This is a genomic window from Bradyrhizobium sp. LA6.1 (assembly GCF_040547805.1).
Taxonomy (GTDB): domain Bacteria; phylum Pseudomonadota; class Alphaproteobacteria; order Rhizobiales; family Xanthobacteraceae; genus Bradyrhizobium; species Bradyrhizobium barranii.
In genome coordinates, this window is the sequence record NZ_JBEPQK010000031.1 from 41,119 (window position 1) to 57,370 (window position 16,252).

A 16,252-nucleotide genomic window follows, 5' to 3' on the forward strand; every position below is an offset into this window, starting at 1 on the left:
CGCGCGTGCCGTGAGTGAGACGGGGACATCCTATCGAGAAACGTTCTGCGGGTTGGACGCGAGCATCGTAGCTCAATTGATCCTGCCGCTGCTGTGGGATCCGTTAGTGCTCCCAATCAGCATGATCCAAGGCATTAGAAAGCTGAAGTAAAAGTTGCGACAATTGTTTTTTGTCGGCGATTGGGAAATCTTTGAATAGCCGAGCCTCGCGCTTACGCGAGGCTTCGGCCATTCTCGTGGCGAAATCTCTACCTTCGCCGGTAAGCTTGGCGATAGCGGCTCTGCCACGGGAGCGAGTCTGCTCGATCGAGATCAGCCCTCGATCCGCCAAGATGGCGAGACTGCGACTTGCTGCAGCCTTGTCGACGTCGGCAGCGTCGGAAAGTTCACTGACATTGAGGGATTCGATGCTCTTGAGCGTCATGAGAAGACGCCATTCCACGATGCCGATGTTCCAGGCCGCGCGGTAATACGCGGTCGCGCCTCTGTTGAGGCGCATGCCGAGGGTCGACACCAGCACGGCCACATGTTCACGGGCCAGCATTCCGGCATTCCGGGAACGTTCGTCCGAAGCTTTCTCCCTCTCGAATTTCTTGGTCGCCGGCATTTTCGAAGATCTCCAATGGACTTCGTTCCAAGTCCCACATTTTGCAGCGCATTGATCCAGATCAAAGTTCTTGACAAAACATTTATTGACATATCAACATAGAGCCCAATCTCCCAATTCCAAGAAAAAAGTGGCGAGAGTGACATGGAAGGAAACGGCTTGGTCGCCGGTCTTGATGAGGCGAGGACGTATGCCGGCGCAATCGATTGCGACCTTCACCCGGCGGTGCCCGGGATGGGCGTCCTCCTGCCCTATCTGGACGACTATTGGCGCGAGATGGTCTCCGTCCGCGCGCTCGATCGTCTCAATCTGAGCCTGACCAGCTATCCGCAGAATTCGCCGCTGTCCTGTCGTCCAGACTGGCTTCTCCCGGGCGGTGCGAAGGCTGGCTCCTCGCTCGAAGCGATGCAAGACCATGTGCTCGATCGGTTTCGACCACGCTATGGAATTCTGAACTGCCTCTACGGCGCGCAGGTGCTTCACAGTGAGGATATGGCGGCAGCGTTCTGCCGGGCGACCAACGACTGGATCAGGGATCACTGGCTCAATCGGGATCCGCGCCTCCGCGCCTCGATCGTGATCCCGTCCCACAACGCGGAACTCGCCGTGGCGGAAATCGACCGCCGCGCCGACGACTTCCGGTTCGTGCAGGTCCTCATGCTGGTGTCCGGTGAAACGACGCTGGGCCGGCGACATCTCTGGCCCATCTACGAACGCGCCGAGCGCCTCGGCCTGACGATCGGAATTCACGCAGGAAGCGCCTATCGATATGCGCCTACCGCCGTCGGGTGGCCGTCATACTATGTCGAGGACTATGTGGCGCAATCCGCCGCATTCGAGAGCCAGCTTCAAAGCCTGATATCGGAGGGCGTGTTCGCGAAGTTTCCCGGGCTCAAGGTCGTTGCAATCGAATCCGGGTTGACGTGGCTGAGCGGGTTCATCTGGCGCGCCGACAAGACATGGAAAGGCGTGCGAGCCGAGGTTCCGTGGGTCACGCGCACGCCGTCCGAGATCATCCGTAACAATGTGCGCTTCACCGTCCAGCCGGTCGATGCGGCGGACGACGGCGAGGCCATCATGCGGCTCGCCGATCACATCAAGTCGGACGAACTGTTCCTGTTCTCGACGGACTATCCGCATTGGCATTTCGACGGGGATGCGGTTCTCTCCGGCCGGCTCCCTGATGCGCTTTTCCGCAAGATCGCCAGTGAAAATGCGCTCGCCACTTACTCGCGATTGGCCACGGCCGATCAGATCATGGAGGTTGTGCCATGAGCACCGTTGAACTGGAACGGCCACGGGCCTCGAACTACAAGCTGAAAGTCATCGATTGCGACATCCATCCGGCGATGACCTCCTGGACCGAGGTGCATCCTTATCTGGAAAGGCAATGGATCGAGCATCTCACGGTCTATGGCAGCCATCTGCGCCACGCCTTCTCCGAGGCGCTGTCGCATCCGCGCATGTCGCCCGACGCTGCGCGGATCGATGCCTATCCGGAGGAGGGTGGGCCGCCGGGATCGAGCCTTGACCTGATGAAGAAGCAGCACCTCGATCCGAACGGGATCGAGGTGGGCATGTTGATACCCCTGCGCTGGAATCCGGGCAGTCAGAGAAATCTCGACCTTGGCGTCGCGTTGACCCGCGCGATGAACACCTGGCAGGTCGAACGCTGGGTGAAGCAGGAGCCGCGTTTGAGGGCCTCGGTGCTGATCGCCCAGGAGGACACGGTTGCCTCCGTCGCCGAGATCGATTCCAGGGGAGGGGATCCCAACTTTACCCAGATCCTGATCCTGCCCAAGACCGACGAGCCGCTTGGACGTCGGCGCTACTGGCCGATCTATGAGGCGGCCGTGCGCAACAACCTGCCGATCACGATTCATGTCGGCGGCACCAATGGCCATCCGTCGACCGGCGGCGGATGGACATCCTATTACATGGAGGAACACCACTCGGTCGCCCAGACCATGCAGGCGGTCGTGGCCAGTCTCGTGTTTGAAGGCGTCCTGGCGCGCTTTCCCGAGTTGCGCGTCGTGATCATGGAGGGCGGGTTGGGCTGGGTACCGTCGCTCAATGCGCGCATGGACAAGCACTGGGCACGACTTCGGAGCGAGGTTCCTCATGTGAAGAAGCCGCCGTCGGAATATGTGCGCGAGCAGGTGTGGTTCAGCACGCAGCCGATGGAAGAGCCGGCGACGTCAGCCGAATTGATCGATCTGTTCGACAGGATCGGATGGGATCGGCTGCTGTTTTCCACCGACTACCCGCATTGGGATTTCGACGATCCGCGCTACGCGTTTCGCGCCAATCTCACGCAGGCCCAGCGCGAGCAGCTTCTCTACGAGAATGCGCGCAAGTTCTACAGGCTGGACTGATGGCGCGGCATGTGGTTGCGACCGTGGATCAGATCCCGCCGGGCCAGCGCCTGCTGGTCCAGGTCAATGGACGCGAGATCGGCATCTTCAATGTCGAGGGCGAGTATTTCGCCGTCGGCAATCGTTGCCCGCATGAGGGGGCGTCCCTGTGCAAGGGACGCATCGTCGGGCTCGTCGAGGCGACGGGGCCCGGTGACTATCAATACAGCCGTCGCGGTGAGTTGTTGCGCTGCCCGTGGCATGGCTGGGAATTCGATCTGCGAACCGGCCGGTCATGGTGCGAGCCGGATCGCACCAAGGTCCGAAGCTATGAGCTGAAAGTCGAGCCCGGAGGCACGCTGATCGAAGGCGAGCTGCGCGCCGAAACGTTTCAGGTCACGATCGACAAGCAATATGTTGTCTTGGAAGTCTGAAGACCAGTGAATCAATTAAGTAAATAAAAGCGCATTGGGAGGAGTAAGTGGTGTTCAAGCTAGGGATGTCGGCGGCTGTCGCCTGTTTCGTGGGTCTGTTGAGCTCCGCGCAAGCCGAGGACGGTTCTTGGGACAAGGTCGTCGAGGCCGCCAAGAAGGAAGGCAAAGTCGTGGTCTACAACATGGCCTTGGGCGCTCCCTACTTCACGGCTGTCCTCAAGTCGTTCGAAGCGAAATACGGAATTCCGGTCGAGAGTCTCGACCTCCGTGCCAGTGAGCTTTCCGAGCGCATCCGCACCGAGCAGGCGGCCGGCCGCTTCCTGGGCGACGCCGAAATGGTCACGACGACCATGATCGAGGAGCAACTCAAGAACGGCGATTTCGTGCAGAAACTGCCGCCGATCCCGAATGCCGCCCATTTGCGACCGCCGTTCAAAGCCAATGAATACAGCGTGCCGGCCTTCATGCAGCCGATGGGCATCCTCATCAACACGCGGCTGGTCAAGGAGCAGGACATCCCGACGAGCTGGAACGATCTCAACGATCCCAAATGGAAGGGCAAGATCCTCTCGGACGACATGCGGCCGCTCGGCAGCGGGAATACCATGTTCGCCATCCTGGAAAAGACCATGGGCACCGACTTCAACCAGAAGCTCGCCGAGCAAAAGCCCGTGTTCAGCCGCGATATGCGAAACGACGCGCGGCGCGTCGCTCGCGGCGAGTACGCCATCTATATCCCGCAGATCTTTGCCTTCACGTCCGATCTGAAGGGGCTGCCGGTGAAAGTCGTGATTCCGAAGGAGGGTGCACCTTTCGCGGAGATGGATCTCGCGGTGCTCAAGAACGCGCCGCATCCCAACGCTGCGCGTTTGTTCATCGACCACTTCCTCAGCGTCGAGTCGCAATTGCTCTACGCAAACGCCTGGATGCTTCCGGTGAACGCCGCGGCCGCCGAGCGCGCCAATCCGGACGCGCAGCAGTTCGTGAATGCCAAGATCATTGGTCCCGCCAAGCTGGCTGAGCGCTCCTCGATGATGGATCTCGCCAAGAAGCTTTACCCCTGAGAGACCCATGAGCGTTTCAGCCGGAGAGGGAGTGAACAACCTCGTCGAGAGGCGTACGACCGGCCTGAGCGGGATCGGGCGGTGGCTGCAGGCGACTGCGGCAGGCCGCCTTGCGGCGCTCGCTCTGCTCGTCGTCGTTCTCGCCTTCCTTTCCGTCTATCCGCTGTCGATGCTGCTCTATGGAAGCCTGCATTCGACGCCGCCGGGAATGGCCGGCACTTTCAATCTGGACGGATATCGCGACGTCATCACGCTGCAAAGCGCGGTGACACTCCTCAACACCGTCGGCATCTCCCTGGCCAAGACCATCCCTTCGGTAATCCTGGCCGTTCTGCTCGCCTGGATACTGGCGCGAACCGACACGCCATTCCGGGGGGCTCTGGAAGTCCTGATCACGCTGCCATTCTTCATTCCCCCCATCCTGACCGCAATGGCGTGGGGCATGCTCGGCAATCCGCAGGTCGGATTGCTCAATCAGCTCTATCAGTGGGTCACGGGATCGGAGACAGCGCCGATCAACGTCTATTCATATGGCGGCGTAGTCTGGCACATGATGCAGTATTCCGTGCCGTTCCTGTTTCTTCTTATCGTGGACGCCTTCCGAGCGATGGATCCGAGTCTCGAAGAAGCGGCGACCATGTGCGGCGCGTCACGCCTGAGAACTTTTCGTACCGTCACATTGCAGCTTATGCTGCCCGCGCTGACAGGTGCGGCCATCCTGAGCTTCATTCGCGGCATCGAGAATTTCGAGTCGCCGCTATTCTTCGGTTCACCGGCAGGCATTCGGGTCATCACGACGGACATCTATGACTCGATCAACCAGCGGTCGCCGCCGCAATATCAGTATGCAACCGCGATCAGCTTCGTCATCATGGCGCTGTTGTTCCTGATCGTTCTTCTGCAGCGGCGGATGCTGCGCGGCCGGAGTTTTCAGACCATCACCGGCAAGGGCTATTCACCTTCGGTGATGAAACTCGGTGCATGGCGATGGGCAACCTTTGCCTTTTGCGTTCTGTTCTTTGTGGTGACGGTGGTCCTCCCGGTCGGGCAACTCATCATCGGCTCGTTCTTCAAGTTCTTCGGGTTCTACCAGTGGGACATGCTGACACTCGAGCACTATCAGGCGGTGTTCGGCAGCAGCGAGTTCTGGCGCGGGTTCAGCAACACGATGTTCCTGGGCCTCGTCGGCGCCACACTGACGATGTTGCTCGGCGCAACCGTCGCCTATGTCTCGGTTCGCACGAAGTGGCGAGGCCGGCTGCTGATCGATTCGATGGCCTGGCTGCCGTGGATGATGCCCGGCATCGTCCTTGGTGTCGGGTTTCTCTGGGGTTTTGCTCTGCTGCCTCACGCGATTCCGATCTACGGCACGATCTGGGCGCTGCTGCTGGCCTATATTTCGCTTGGGACGCCGCTTTCGGTGCGCGCCATGTCGAGCGCATATGCGCAGCTTTCGTTCGACCTCGAGGAGTGCTCCCGGGTGCATGGCGCAAGCTGGCTGCAAACCATGAGGCGCATCGTCCTTGCCCTGGCCTGGCCTTCCTTCGCCGTCGGATGGGTGCTGGTGTTCTTCGGCATCATGCGCGAGCTGAGCGCATCCGTTCTGCTCTATTCTGTCGGCTCCGAGGTGTTGTCTGTCGTGCTGCTGAAGCTGTGGGCGAACGGCAACGCGGAGCAGGTCAGCGTGATCGGGCTCATCATGATGGTTCTCGTGATCGTCTTCCGGTGGGTTCAACTCAAGTTCATCAGCAGCCGTATCGGTGGAATGTGACCAGGCTTGGATCGTGCCATGTCGAATGTCGTTCTTGAGAAGGTAAGCCGGAGCTTCGGTAATTTCGTCGCGGTCGACGGCGTCGACCTGCGCGTCAGCGAGGGTGAATTCGTGACCCTGCTGGGGCCGTCGGGGTGCGGCAAGACCACGACGTTGCGGATGGTCGCGGGCCTCGAGCAGAATACCGGTGGCCGCATCAGCATCGGCAACGAGGTCGTCAGTGATGCGGCTCGCGGCGTTTTCGTTCCGTCGGAGCGCCGGCGGCTCGGCATGGTCTTCCAGTCATACGCGATCTGGCCGCATATGACCGTCTTCGAGAACGTCGCCTATCCGCTGCGGGTGCGCCGCAAATCCGCGGCCGAGATACGCGATCTCGTCGCCAGGGCACTCCGTCTGGTCGAGATGCAGGATTTTGCCGAGCGGCCGGCACCGGCGCTGTCCGGCGGCCAGCAGCAGCGGGTCGCGATCGCGCGGGCCCTCGTCTTCGAACCCAAGGTGCTGCTGCTCGACGAGCCGCTCAGCAATCTCGACGCGAAGCTCCGTCTGCAGATGGGCGACGAGTTCCGTTCGATCCAGAGACGGCTTGGGATGACGAGCCTGTACGTGACACATGATCAGGCCGAAGCGATGGCGTTGTCCGACCGTGTGGTCGTGATGGATCGCGGCCGAATCCAGCAGATCGGAGCGCCCGAGGAGATCTATCGCTATCCCGCAAACCGGATCGTGGCGGCCTTCTTCGGGACACCGAACCTGCTCGAGGCCAGTGTGGAGGCCTGCACGCGGATCGACGATCATCGGGTGCGGCTCAATGTCGTCGGCAAGGGCTGGCGTGGTGCGTGCCAGTCGGCAAGCGAGATCCGGCCCGGGCGGCCCGTGACCGTCATGGTTCGTCCCGAGGACGCCCGGATCGCGGCGCCGGGTGCAGCTCACAGTGACCACGAACTTCGATGGTCCGGACAGATTGCGCATACGATCTTCCGCGGTCCGATCCGGTCGGTCGTGGTGCAGACCGACGATAGCCGCCTCAATGTCGATGCGCCGCCGTTCGGTGGCTTCTCCGTCGGAGACAATGTGACCGTCGTCGTTCCGCAGCAGTCGGCTTGGGCTGTGCCGGAGCAGGCCGGCGCGGCCCCTTAAGCCGGGAATGCCTCTCAGCGATAGATCTGCTGAGCCAAAGACAGCATCTCGTTCATGCGTTCTGGATCCGTGGTGCCGAGAAGCTTCGTTGTTTCGATCTGTGCCACCGCGGGATCGACACCGGTCAGCGCGTCCGCCGTGGTCGGCAGCAGCCCGAGCCTCGCAAGGTTCTGCTGCATCGTCTTGCCCAGATAGTATTCCATCAGCAGCCGCGCCGCGTTGGGGTGGGGTGCATTCTTCAGCAGCGCGAGATCGTAGCCGACATAGGGCAGCCCCTCCTTCGGCGCGATGAACTTGACCGGAAGGCCCTTGAGTTCGAGCAGCGACGTCAGGCTGTCGGGGATGTAGAGCGGGTATTCGCCGCGCGCTACGCGGCGCTCATTTGCGGGGATCTCCCGGCTGAACTTCAGGTCCTGCTGGGCAAGCTTCTCGTGGAAGGCGCGCCCGTAGAGGTCCTGCAGGACCGAGAAGAGCACGCCGCCGCCGCCGAGCGTCCGCAGATCGTCGCTGAGGATTTTTCCTTTCCAGCGCGGATCCGTCAGGTCGAGCCAGCTTTTCGGCTCGTCCGCCGGCTTGATCAGCATGGTGTTCGCCAGGATGCCGTAGACGATGGCAAAGACAGGGAGCCGCATGCCGTCGCTTGGGAAGTCCGTCTTGAGACGGCCGAGGCTGGGGAGGGGGCCGTGCGGTTCGAAGACACGCTCCTCCCTGATCTGCAGCGTGGTCGTGGTCCGCCCGTTCTCGGAGACGTCGGCTGCGTTGCGGCCCGCAGCCTGCTCGATGCGGATGCGCTCCCGGACTTCGCTCGCGCGTGCTTCGAGAATGTCCACGGTGATTCCGTAGGCGGACTCGAAGTCCTTCTTGAGCTCCTTGTGCGCGGCAAGGCCGACGAATGCGCTGTAGAGCACCACGCGGCCTTCCTTCTTTGCGGCGGCGACCAGCGAGGACCATTCGCCCTCCGCTCTCGAAGGAGCCATGATCGACGGCAGGATCGAAGAGGCCGTCAGTCCAAACACCGTAGCGCGGCGCGTGATGCGCGCGCGCTTTTCCCGGTCCGGCGTGGCCATTGTCGCTACTCCGCGGCTTGCGGGCTCGGGGCACGCCAGCGAATGGCGGTCTTCAGCTTGTCCTGATAGGCCTCGAGCCAGTCGATCTTCGCGTCAGCGTAGTAGGAGCCTGCGCGCGCGTTCCAGAACACCTCGGCATCGTCGACGCCGGGCGGCACGGTGCCGCTGTTGGCGAATGCCCGTGCCGCGTTGAGCAGGCGCCGCCTCGTCCGCGCGATCATCACGTCGCTCGGTGCGAGATGTTCCTTGGTGTGATCGACGATCGGCCCCATGCTTTCCGTGACGGCTTGGTCCTGCATCACGATGTTGCGGATGCCGGTGTAGATCTTGTTGGTACGCTGAGCTTCGCGATCGATCTGCCAGTCGTTGCCGATGTTCTGGACCGCACGCCAGCGCCCATACCAGTCCGTGGTGTTGGGTAGATAATCGAGACCGTCGGCCCCGGGGATGCCGCCACCGGATTTCAGCTTGGAACTCGAGTAAGTCGCCCCTTTGGCGCGGCCGCCATAGATCGAGATCAGCATCGTGTGAGTGTCGTCCATGGGCACCCACGCTTTGGCCACCACGTGGTCGGCAAAGTCGGCGTTCGGGGTTTGGGTCCAGAACGGCAGTGAGAAATGCGCCATGCGCCAGTGCATTCGATCGTCAGCTTCCGGCCGAAATGCGCCGTACATCGTGCCCCAGTCGGTCTCGGTGACCTTGTACTCCGGCGCTCGGTTGGAAACCGTGTGACGGGCCGGGTGGCCTTCCTCGAAATCATCAGGGTTGATGTGTCCGGCATGCAGGAAGCCGAAATGCGACGTGTCGATATCGCCTTCGAGGCCCTGGAGCCAATTGGCTTCGCGCTGGAGGATGGTGACGGTCAGATCCTGCTCCGGAACGAACAGCGCTTCGTGCATCGGCATCGGCGGCGCCTCGGCCCGCGGGCCCATGTAAACCCAGATGAGGCCCGCGCACTCGCGAACCCTGTAGCTTTTTGCACGGACCTTTTCCTTGAAATCCTGCGGAGGGGGGACGTTCGGCATTTCGAGGCAGCGGCCGTCAACGTCGAATTTCCAGCCGTGATAGACGCAACGGATGCCGTCCTGCTCGTTACGGCCGAGGAACAGCGAGGCACAGCGGTGCGGACATTGGTGATCCAGCACGCCAACCCGGCCCGAGCTGTCACGGAAGGCAATGAGCTGCTCACCGAGCAGCATCAAGCGCATTGGATCGCCGTCGACTGATAGTTCCGAAGAAAGAGCGGCGGGTATCCAGTATTGCCGCATCATCTCGCCCATGACCGTACCCGGGCCAACCAGCGTCAGATCCTGGCCGTCAGTCGATTTCGACATGGTGATCCTCCTCGGTTCTTTTGAATGCTTATTATTTGCATTATGCAAGTAATTCGGTCCTGCGTCAATGACGCGATCGTCCGGAAAGCGAGCGGTTGAGTGGTGCAGTGCAACTCGTTATGGTTCTGCTCCCATCACCGCGAGCAAATTGTCTTGATGAACAAGGTCAGCACGATCCTCCCGCTCGAGAATTGGACCGGATACCGGTTCGGTCTCATCGCTTCGCGGCTGGGAAGCTTCATCTCCCCCATGTACGAAGATCGTTACGAGCTGACGATGCCGGCCTGGCGAAGCCTCGCGGTCATTGCCAGGCATCAGCCGCTGACGGCCACGCAACTTGCGACATTGACCTCGTCCGATGCGTTCAAGGTCGCGCGCTCCATCGAATTGCTGGTGCGCCGAGGGCTGATTCATCGTGACGTGGATAAAGCGGACCGCCGCCGCGCCAGCCTGAGCCTCACGACCGATGGCCGCAAGGTCTACAAGGATATCGAGAAATTCGTTGTTCGGGTCGAGCGCAAGCTCATGGCGGCGCTCGATCCGCACGAAATCGAGGTTTTGAGGCGAAGCCTCGACAAGCTCGATCAGCAACTGGAGACCGAGATCAAAGCACAGGGCCGCGAGAAATTCCTATAACGGTCTTCAACACTACTCATTTGTCTGCTCGGCGCGCCGGGAATTTCGTTGGCCGCAGACGCCAAGAGGGACGTGGAGAAGGCTTACGCCGCTTGGGATGCCGCATTCAACAAGCACGACGAGAAAGCCATCGGCGCCTCCTATGTCGCGACGGCAAAATTGATGCCGCCCACACATCAGGTCGCGTCGGGGCCGGCCGAGATCGAGAAGTTCTTTGCCGGACTCTTCGCGAGCGGTGTGACGGATCACAAGTTGGAGATGATCGATGCCGGCGGAGACGACAAGGTAGTCTTCGGCACAGCCAAGTGGAGCGCTACGGGTAAGGACAAGGAGGGCAAGCTGTCTCCCTTCAGTGGTTTAGCGACGCACGTCTTCGAACGCCAAGCCGACGGATCGCTCAAATTGAGGCTGCAAACATTCAACTAAAGCGGTCGAAGCTTAATCGGTCCGGCGAGGCGGCGGCCTTACCGGACGCCCAAAAGGGCTACTTGTCTCCGGTGCAAGATATGTCCGGGTTGGGTCAAACTGCGACTTAACGGGGAGGGCAGTTCTTGGCGAAACGCGGACATTTGGCCTGATCGGCACGTCTCCGAAGAGCCAAGATCAGAGTGATCCGTCGCATTCGGTCGAGGCGTGGACTTGCTACCTACGATGACGTGAGGATTCCGCAGCTATCCTCTCATACAACGCCACCTCTACGCGCTAGTGCGGCAGAAGAGCTATCTGCTGGGGTCATTTGGAGCAACGGCCTCCTCGAACAGCTCAACCTTACCGCGCGTGTTGTCTGTTACCGCAAAAACCTCGTAAAAATCGATCTGCGGCTTCATGCCGTAGCGCTGGATGATGCCCTCGAGCCACGGCCCGGTGTAGAACGCCGTAGCGTCCTCGATACGCTCCCACTGGTACACGCCGCCCGCCCAGCCGCTTTCGGACCAGATGAAGTGCTTGCTGATCAGCCCCGTCACCCCGCGGAAGTTGGGGGCGATCTTGTGAAAGTGCTCGCGACACGCGGCGTGGTCGATCTGCGGCGGCAGTGTGTATCGTACAACGGCGGTAATCATGCGACCTCCTTGTAAGTATGCCCCGGCGCAACATTGATGCCATTCCCGGGATCAAGCTAGCGAAGCGGGAAGCCGACCATTCCAAAGCATGCTGAACTTAGCGTCGAAGTTCAGCCTATCCTGCATGATCTCGGTCCAGGCGTTGCTCAATTCGCGCAACGCAGGCTCCATGCATGCTGGTGCGTGTGCCCGACTCAGATATTGACCATCTACTCGTGCCGATCGCGATCAAATGCGACAGACGCCGCCGTGAGTGGGTCAACACGATTGACAAGAGCCTTAATCGCCGCGCGGCTATCTCCTTCCAATTTTTTGCGTTAATGTGAAGCTCTTCACACCTGTGTAGCAGACGGGCTCGGATGATGCCCAAAGAGAGGTGAGCTAAGGCCCCGCAAAGCGCCGCCCAGTTCTATTCCATTCACACGCGAGTTTGGGAGTGACACATGGAAAAGCGCGAAATTGGCAACAGCTTGACGAAAGGTCTGTCCGAAGCGAAGCGGGGTGCCTTCTCCCGCCGCTCGGTGTTGACGTTGGTTTGCACCCTCGGCGCCACGGCGCCGCTTGGAATGTTTGGAGCGGCTCGCGCGCTGACGGCATCCGGGACTGGATCGCTGTCTTATATTCCCGGCGAGCCTCTTATTTGTCGCGCCGCAGCGAGCAGTGAAGAGCTGCAGGGCCCACCCCGCCAACTCAAACTCGCCTGGAATGCGAACGCGGCGTGCACCGTCGCTGCGGCAGTCGCAAAGGAGCGGGGTATCTTCGCCAAGCACAACCTCGATGTCGAATTCGTCAATTTCGGCGGTTCGACCGACCAGTTGTTGGAGGCGATTGCAACTGGCAAGGCGGATGCCGGTTTGGGATTGGCCCTGCGCTGGCTCAAACCGCTGGAGCAAGGTTTCGACGTTCGGATCACCGCCGGTGTGCACGGCGGCTGCATCCGGCTCCTCGGCTCCAAGGCTGCGAATATTGACAGCCTGGAATCCCTGCGCGGCAAGGCCATCGGGGTTAGCGATCAATCGAGCCCAGCGAAGAACTTCTTTTCGATCTACCTCGCCAAAAAGGGCATCGATCCGGCCCAAGAGGTAGAGTGGCGCCAGTACCCGGCCAATCTGCTCGCGCTTGCCGTCGACAAGGGCGAAGTGCAGGCGCTGGCCGAGATAGATCCGCTGCCCTACCTCTGGCTCAAGGAAGGCAAACTCAACGAGATCGCGACGAACTTGACGGGTGAATTCGCCGACCGCACCTGCTGCGTTCTCGCGATACGTGGCAGCCTCACCCGAAGCGAAATGCCGGTGGCGGCCGCTCTGACCCGATCGATACTGGAGGGGGCAGACCTAGTTGCCAGCGATCCCGCCGATGCCGCAGCAATCTATTCGGGCTACGGCGGGAGAGGATCCGTAGAGGATCTCGCCACCATGTATCGTAGCCATACTCACCACAATCACCCGGTCGGGGCCACGCTCAAGAAGCAGCTTCTACTCTACACCGACGAACTCAAGGCAGTGAACGTCATGAAGCGAAGCACTGACCCGGCCAAGTTCGCCGAGCGGATTTATCTTGACGTTCTAAGCTGAGCCGATTGGGAAGATCCGCAGTGAGCTCGGTCATCGATGAAGTGCCGAGGCCATCAGAGAAATCGGGTTTCGGCTTTTTTGAAAGTTCGACCACTCGGTCGTTGATCGGCGGACTGTCTGTTGCCGCCGCATGGTCTATGGTCGCCGTGCTCACTGCGCTCTGGCCGGATAAGCCCGAGAGCGATTGGGCCTACACGGGCGGCTTCGCGATTGCCTGCGGCGCGTTGGCCCTTGCGCTCGCCCTGGCAGCCTTTGCCGGCGTTCGTTTTGTTGCTTTTCAGCGTCTCCAGCGGCTCTCCCCGTGGCTGTTTGCGCTCGCGCTGTTTTTTGCTGCCTGGGAGGCCGTCACAGCAAAGCTTGGATTGCTGCCGTTGCCGTTCTTTCCGCCGCCGCAGGCCATTGTCGAAGTCGTAATCGATGATTGGGGGCGGCTGGCTGAAGGCATCTTCGCCTCAGCGCGTCTGCTCGCGACCGGTTACTTTCTCGGTGCGGCGGTGGGGTTCGTAACCGGCGTGGCGATCGGCTGGTCGCGGCTCGCCGGTTATTGGATCCACCCAGTTTTGCGGTTCATCGGGCCGCTGCCCGCGACAGCTTGGCTGCCGCTCGCATTTTTCGTTTTCCCGTCGAGCTTCAGCGCCAGCATTTTCCTGATTGCGCTCGCCACCGGGTTTCCGGTCACCGTGCTGACCTGGTCGGGCGTCGCCTGCGTGAAGAGCGCCTATTACGATATTGCGCGGACATTGGGAGCAACCCAGCGCTTCCTCGTGCTCAAGGTTGCCATTCCGGCGGCAATGCCACATGTCTTTGTTGGCCTGTTCATGGGTCTCGGCAACTCGTTTGCGGTTCTTGTCGTAGCCGAGATGCTGGGCGTGAAGGCGGGGCTCGGCTGGTACCTGCAATGGGCGCAAGGTTGGGCGGCCTATGCCAATATGTACGCCGCGCTGCTGCTCATGGCGTTCTTGTGCTCAGGGCTGATCACGCTGCTGTTCCGCTTGCGGGACCGCCTGCTATCCTGGCAGAAAGGTCTGGTGCGATGGTAGCGGCGATCGCAAGCGATCACGCGGTCCGTGGATCGACGCTAACGCTCCGCGAAGTGAGCCACAGCTTCGATCTCGAAGGGCAGCCCCTGCCGGTATTGGACCGCATCAGCCTTCAGGTCGGCCGCGGCGAATTTGTCGCTCTCCTGGGTCCGAGTGGGTGCGGAAAATCGACCCTGCTGCGGCTGGTCGCGGGGCTCGACACTCCAACAGCCGGCTCCCTGCTAGCGGAGGGAAGAGAGATCGAAGCACCCGATCCGTCGCGTGTCGTCGTTTTTCAAGACCCAACGCTCTATCCATGGCGGACGGTACGGAGCAACGTTGCGCTTGGTCTGGAAGCCCGCGGGTTGCTACGCACTCATGGCGGGCGTATCGAAGACGCCTTGCGCCTGGTGGGGCTCACTGGCTTCGCCAATGCCTACCCGCACCAGCTTTCCGGTGGCATGGCGCAACGCGCGGCTCTGGCGCGTGCGCTTGTCAACGACCCAAAGCTGCTCATTCTCGACGAACCTTTGGGCCAGCTCGACTCGCTGACTCGCATCGCGATGCAGGCGGAACTCGTATCACTTTGGCAGCGCTCGCGCTTCACGGCGCTGATGGTCACGCACGATGTCGAGGAGGCGCTATTGCTTGCTGGCCGTGTCATCGTGCTGAGCGACCGGCCTGCACGGGTCAAGGCTGAAGTCGTCAACAGCCAGCCCTATCCTCGCCACCGGGGCGATCCGCACTTCGTTGAGCTTCGTCGCGAGGTGTTTGGGCAACTCGGCCTCGATGAGGCATGGTAGCCCTCAAAAGGAGCTCGCCGTGACGGATCTTCTCATACGCATCCACAGAGCAAGCAGCACGGCGTTCTCGCCGCGATCGCAATGCGATTGTGTTAGCGGCTGTGCAGCCACCTCGTGGAGATCTAAAAATCTGGGAAGCGCACGGAGACTTCGATGACCTCAGAATTCAACGTCCACAGCGCCGCGGGCTATGAGCAGCTCATGGGCCGCTGGAGCCGAAGACTCGCGCGGAAATTCATCGACTTCACAGGGATTTCCGACGGCGAAAGGATTCTCGAGATCGGCTGCGGCACCGGTAGCTTGACCTTCACGCTCGCCAAAGCCGCCGACCTCGCCGAGATTACCGCGGTCGACTATTCGCCAATCTTTGTCGAGGAGGTAATCCGGCGCAACACAAACCCGCGAATAAAAGTCCGACAGGCGGATGCCTGCGCCCTGCCCTTCGAGGGCGGCACGTTCGATCGCGCTTTGGCGCTTCTCGTGCTCCAGTTCGTTCCCGAAGCCGGTAAGGCAGTAGCCGAGATGCGCCGCGTCGTTCGGCCGGGCGGCGTGGTCGCGGCAGCGGTGTGGGATCATCTCGGCGGGATGCCCGGCATGCGCATGATGGTCGACACGGTGGCGGCACTCGGTGAAAGCGGGCGCCAGCTGCGCAGTCGCTATTGCTTTCAACCAATGATGCAGCCGGGCGAACTGAGACGGACTTTTGCCGAACAGGGTCTCGTGAGCATTGCGGAAGTAGAGCTGATGATCCGCATGGACTACAAAAGCTTTGCCGACTATTGGACGCCGATTGCCGCTGGCGAAGGGCCGCTCGGCAAGTATGTGGCAGCGCTCGACGCTGCGGAGCGAGCGCGCACCGACGCCGCCGTGCGCGATGCCTACGAGGCCGGCCGGCCCGACGGCCCCAGGTCCTTTGCAAACGTCGCGTGGGCGTGCCGAGGCATCGTTCCCTAACTCGACGGCCAGAGCGGTCTCTTCCGAGGTTCTGACTATCTGAGTGCCCGGGTGGAAAGTCGATGAACGTCTGGGCTTAACCAGGACGAGCAGGCTTGCTGCTCTGCTACGCGGACACGAGAAGATTGGCGAAGTGGAAACTTTTCATTTTCTGCTTGAAGTCAGGTGAGTGAGCGTCTATGCGTTTTCCAGCGTTGCCCGTCTGTCGGGCGCTCTCTTTGGCCTAGATGCCAAGGGAAGCATGCACGCTCTTGATGCTCCTCACCTTGTTGAGTGACACAACAGTCGACATAAGTCGGTTGGAGTTCATTCATCGTCGGTAAGGGTGTCGGAACCCTTCCTCTCTGGAAGGTTGGGACCTCCTGGTCCCGGGCTGTTTGACAAGTGAAGATGAAGAAAGAGAAACGTGGACGGCGGAGTCCTTGCGCCTCTCGGAC

General features: G+C 61.0%; 16 protein-coding genes. 12 read left to right on the forward strand and 4 right to left on the reverse strand.

Annotated elements, in window-relative coordinates; genetic code table 11:
• Nucleotides 1–103: 103 nt before the first annotated feature.
• A complete protein-coding gene (locus ABIB99_RS42195) occupies nt 104–607 on the reverse strand; it encodes a MarR family transcriptional regulator (protein ID WP_354181749.1) in 504 nt (167 codons plus the stop codon).
• Nucleotides 608–751: 144 nt separating this feature from the next.
• Between ABIB99_RS42195 and ABIB99_RS42200 the strand changes: the two genes are divergently transcribed.
• From ABIB99_RS42200 to ABIB99_RS42225, 6 genes are read left to right on the forward strand one after another with little or no spacing between them, the layout of a single operon-like run.
• Nucleotides 752–1,882 (forward strand): amidohydrolase family protein, encoded by a 1,131-nt coding sequence (locus tag ABIB99_RS42200; RefSeq protein WP_354181751.1) that lies wholly within the window; start codon nt 752–754, stop codon nt 1,880–1,882.
• Nucleotides 1,879–2,982 (forward strand): amidohydrolase family protein, encoded by a 1,104-nt coding sequence (locus tag ABIB99_RS42205; RefSeq protein ID WP_135217089.1) that lies wholly within the window; start codon nt 1,879–1,881, stop codon nt 2,980–2,982. The genes ABIB99_RS42200 and ABIB99_RS42205 overlap by 4 nt, the downstream gene beginning before the upstream one ends.
• Nucleotides 2,982–3,395 (forward strand): Rieske (2Fe-2S) protein, encoded by a 414-nt coding sequence (locus ABIB99_RS42210; protein ID WP_354181753.1) that lies wholly within the window; start codon nt 2,982–2,984, stop codon nt 3,393–3,395. The genes ABIB99_RS42205 and ABIB99_RS42210 overlap by 1 nt, the downstream gene beginning before the upstream one ends.
• Nucleotides 3,396–3,442: 47 nt before the next feature.
• Entirely contained in the window at nt 3,443–4,459 is a 1,017-nt protein-coding gene (locus ABIB99_RS42215; RefSeq protein WP_245344197.1) for an ABC transporter substrate-binding protein, read from the forward strand.
• Between the two features lie 7 nt (nt 4,460–4,466).
• Nucleotides 4,467–6,230 (forward strand): ABC transporter permease, encoded by a 1,764-nt coding sequence (locus tag ABIB99_RS42220; protein WP_354181756.1) that lies wholly within the window; start codon nt 4,467–4,469, stop codon nt 6,228–6,230.
• Between the two features lie 18 nt (nt 6,231–6,248).
• Entirely contained in the window at nt 6,249–7,367 is a 1,119-nt protein-coding gene (locus ABIB99_RS42225; RefSeq protein ID WP_354181758.1) for an ABC transporter ATP-binding protein, read from the forward strand.
• A 14-nt stretch (nt 7,368–7,381) separates the two neighbouring features.
• Here ABIB99_RS42225 and ABIB99_RS42230 read toward each other — a convergent pair whose 3' ends face one another.
• Complete coding sequence (locus ABIB99_RS42230; protein WP_354181760.1) at nt 7,382–8,434, reverse strand: ABC transporter substrate-binding protein; 1,053 nt, start codon at nt 8,432–8,434, stop codon at nt 7,382–7,384.
• A gap of 5 nt (nt 8,435–8,439) precedes the next feature.
• On the reverse strand, nt 8,440–9,768 hold the full coding sequence (locus ABIB99_RS42235; RefSeq protein WP_354181762.1) for a Rieske 2Fe-2S domain-containing protein: 1,329 nt from the start codon (nt 9,766–9,768) through the stop codon (nt 8,440–8,442).
• Nucleotides 9,769–9,924: 156 nt separating this feature from the next.
• Between ABIB99_RS42235 and ABIB99_RS42240 the strand changes: the two genes are divergently transcribed.
• Both ABIB99_RS42240 and ABIB99_RS42245 read left to right on the forward strand, forming a co-directional pair.
• Nucleotides 9,925–10,404 carry a MarR family winged helix-turn-helix transcriptional regulator gene (locus ABIB99_RS42240; protein ID WP_085403315.1) on the forward strand — a complete coding sequence of 160 codons (480 nt, stop codon included), beginning with the start codon at nt 9,925–9,927 and terminating at the stop codon, nt 10,402–10,404.
• A gap of 48 nt (nt 10,405–10,452) precedes the next feature.
• Nucleotides 10,453–10,830 (forward strand): YybH family protein, encoded by a 378-nt coding sequence (locus ABIB99_RS42245; RefSeq protein ID WP_354181764.1) that lies wholly within the window; start codon nt 10,453–10,455, stop codon nt 10,828–10,830.
• Between the two features lie 293 nt (nt 10,831–11,123).
• On the opposite strand, the gene ABIB99_RS42250 is transcribed toward ABIB99_RS42245, so the two are convergent.
• Nucleotides 11,124–11,465 carry a hypothetical protein gene (locus ABIB99_RS42250; RefSeq protein ID WP_085398205.1) on the reverse strand — a complete coding sequence of 114 codons (342 nt, stop codon included), beginning with the start codon at nt 11,463–11,465 and terminating at the stop codon, nt 11,124–11,126.
• A gap of 443 nt (nt 11,466–11,908) precedes the next feature.
• Here ABIB99_RS42250 and ABIB99_RS42255 point away from each other — a divergent pair, with 443 nt between their 5' ends.
• From ABIB99_RS42255 to ABIB99_RS42270, 4 genes are all read left to right on the forward strand, one after another.
• Complete coding sequence (locus ABIB99_RS42255) at nt 11,909–13,039, forward strand: ABC transporter substrate-binding protein (protein WP_354181767.1); 1,131 nt, start codon at nt 11,909–11,911, stop codon at nt 13,037–13,039.
• A 101-nt stretch (nt 13,040–13,140) separates the two neighbouring features.
• A complete protein-coding gene (locus tag ABIB99_RS42260; protein ID WP_224517721.1) occupies nt 13,141–14,079 on the forward strand; it encodes an ABC transporter permease in 939 nt (312 codons plus the stop codon).
• Complete coding sequence (locus ABIB99_RS42265; protein WP_063985287.1) at nt 14,073–14,861, forward strand: ABC transporter ATP-binding protein; 789 nt, start codon at nt 14,073–14,075, stop codon at nt 14,859–14,861. Before ABIB99_RS42260 ends, ABIB99_RS42265 begins: the two co-directional genes overlap by 7 nt.
• 153 nt (nt 14,862–15,014) lie before the next feature.
• Nucleotides 15,015–15,815 carry a class I SAM-dependent methyltransferase gene (locus tag ABIB99_RS42270; protein WP_063985286.1) on the forward strand — a complete coding sequence of 267 codons (801 nt, stop codon included), beginning with the start codon at nt 15,015–15,017 and terminating at the stop codon, nt 15,813–15,815.
• Nucleotides 15,816–16,252 lie beyond the last annotated feature (437 nt).